Origin of the sequence: Rummeliibacillus sp. POC4 (assembly GCF_003576525.1) — a bacterium.
In the GTDB taxonomy this organism is placed as follows: Bacteria; Bacillota; Bacilli; order Bacillales_A; family Planococcaceae; genus Rummeliibacillus.
This window is the reverse complement of record NZ_QWUA01000076.1, coordinates 1-2,587: the sequence shown is the minus strand read 5'-3', so window position 1 is coordinate 2,587 and position 2,587 is coordinate 1. Positions and strand designations below refer to the sequence as shown.

Below are 2,587 nucleotides of genomic sequence, written 5' to 3'. Positions count from 1 at the left end.
CTAAAAGCACAACTGTTTATTCAGTTGTGCTTTTTTAGTATCTATTTTTATAGTATTATATGATGGAAATTGAACCATAAATAGAATCACTTTGTTATGGATGGTTCTATTTAATTTATTATTGTATTATTTATATAGAGTATGAATTAAATTCTTATGGATCTTGTTAACGATGAACTCTACATTAAAGTATTATTATAAACATAAATAAAATGATTAGGAGCGCTAACTTGGAAAATTGGATTATTGAAGTAATGAATTCATATGGATATTTAGGAATTGTTCTATTGATAGCTTTAGAGAATATTTTTCCGCCCATACCTTCTGAAGTTATTTTGACATTTAGTGGATTTTTGACGACAACTTCTGATGTAACTGTTATGGGAGTTATTATTTTCTCAACGATAGGATCCATTATTGGTGCAATTGTTCTTTTTGGAATAGGAAGGCTTCTAGATGTAGACAAGTTAGAAAAAATTGTTAATCGTTGGGGGCATATATTGCGATTAACACAAAAAGATGTTCAAAAAGCAGATGCTTGGTTTCGCAAAATTGGGGTTTGGGCAGTCTTAATAGGTAGACTTGTTCCAATTGTAAGAAGTCTAATTTCCATTCCAGCAGGTATGGCACGTATGAACTTTGGTATATTTTTATTTTTCACAATGATAGGCTCTTTAATTTGGAATAGTGTTTTGGTAACTATAGGTGCGAAATTAGGGTCATCTTGGAATACAATTTTGGAATATGTAGATATATATTCTAATGTTGTGTTGATCTTACTAGCAATACTTTTTTTGATGTTGATTATATGGTTTATAAAAACTCGAAAGTAAAGAGTTCGGCCGCAAATACTTTTACGTATTTGTGGCTTTATTTTTTGTGCAATTTATTATTATATGTATTTTTTAGATTTGGTTGTTTCATAAAGAATTTAGTTATAAGTGTCACAGTCAAAATAGGTATTGCACTATGTCAAGTTGTTTTAATTACATATAAATATTGTACGCATTACTATTCTATGAATAAAAGGGAGGGAATTTTGTTTAATCCTGTGAAGAATAATCATGATAATCATCAATATCAAAATTGTTAGATGGAAGGTAGAATAATATGCAGCCAATGGTTTTTATAACGATTATCACCTTTTTGGTCACATTAGTGTTTATTTTGTGGAGGCCAAAAGGCATTAATGAAGCTATACCTGCTACTATTGGTGCTATTGTTATTATACTCACTGGAAGTGTCTCACTTTCTGATTTAGCTATTATTGCAGAAACAATCAGTGATGCAGCCATAACGATTATGGCTACCATTGTTATGGCAATCGTCTTAGAAAGTTTTGGCCTTTTTCATTGGGTTGCAGAAAAATTAACAGAAAAAGCAAAGGGTTCGGGCATTCGATTATTCTGGTATGTCAATCTTTTATGTTTTATGATGACGCTTTTTTTTAATAATGATGGTAGCATTTTAATAACAACCCCTATATTAGTCATGTTATTAAATAATATGGGGTTAAAAAATCATCAAAAAGTTCCCTATCTCCTTTCGGGTGGATTAATCGCAACTGCATCAAGTGCTCCAATTGGCGTTAGTAACATTGTTAATCTAATTGCGCTGAAAATTGTTCATATGGATTTGTATATGCATACACTTATGATGTTTGTTCCTGCAACACTTGGATTAATCTTGTTAGCTACACTTTTATTTCTTCGCTTTAAAAAAATTATCCCAAAAACGATTCCTACAAAGGTAAATGGTTTATCATTACCTGCTTATCATCCTCTTAAACAAAGTTCTGTATATACTATTGAAAAAAACCGTACAAAGTTTGTACGAAATATACTCATATTTGTGCTCGCTGTACGCCTTAGTCTATTTGTAGCATCATACTTTTCTATACCGCTTTCCTTAATGTCGGTAATTGGATCGTTTATATTACTAGGGTGGAGATGGGCCTATTTGAAGGTTCCACCAAATGACATGTTAAAGAAGACACCTTGGTATATCATCGCTTTTGCATTTAGTATGTATGTCATTATTTATGGGCTCAATAATATTGGTTTAACGGATATGCTAATTCATATCATGTCTCCTCTGGTATCAGGAAGTCTACTTCATACAAGTGTATTGATGGGTATCCTTTTAACTCTATTATCAAATATATTCAATAATCATCCTGCCTTGATGGTCGGTACAATTACATTAACGAATATGCCCCTTGATGCAATTTCACTTAAAGTGGCTTATCTGGCGAATGTGATAGGAAGTGATATAGGTGCTTTGTTACTTCCGATGGGAACGCTCGCTACATTAATGTGGATGCACATTGTAAGAAGTGGAAATGTCAAAATTTCCTGGTCAGAATATATTAGAATAACGGTTGTTATTATACCGCCAACATTGTTATTTACATTAGTCATTTTATATTACTGGGTTACTTGGATTTTTTAATAGAATTATAGGGCATTTGTCTAACAGTTTAAGAATGCTCTGCGTATATTAATATCAATTAATTTATAAGGGGGAAAGAAAAGAAATGCCTAAAGGTAAAAGAGGGAGAGGTAGATCATCGTCATCAAGTTCAGGG

Annotated in this window: 2 protein-coding genes; both read left to right on the top strand. The window is 31.9% G+C overall.

Going from position 1 to position 2,587, the window contains the following annotated elements; genetic code table 11:
- Positions 1-230: 230 nt before the first annotated feature.
- Positions 231-833 carry a DedA family protein gene (locus tag D1606_RS15925; RefSeq protein WP_119417001.1) on the top strand — a complete coding sequence of 201 codons (603 nt, stop codon included), beginning with the start codon at positions 231-233 and terminating at the stop codon, positions 831-833.
- 286 nt (positions 834-1,119) lie between these two features.
- Positions 1,120-2,451 (top strand): arsenic transporter, encoded by a 1,332-nt coding sequence (locus D1606_RS15920; RefSeq protein ID WP_119417002.1) that lies wholly within the window; start codon positions 1,120-1,122, stop codon positions 2,449-2,451.
- Positions 2,452-2,587 lie beyond the last annotated feature (136 nt).

Coding starts and splice junctions, on each gene's coding strand:
- D1606_RS15920 (WP_119417002.1), top strand. CDS start 1,120: ATGGTTTTTATAACGATTATCACCTTTTTGGTCACATTAGTGTTTATT.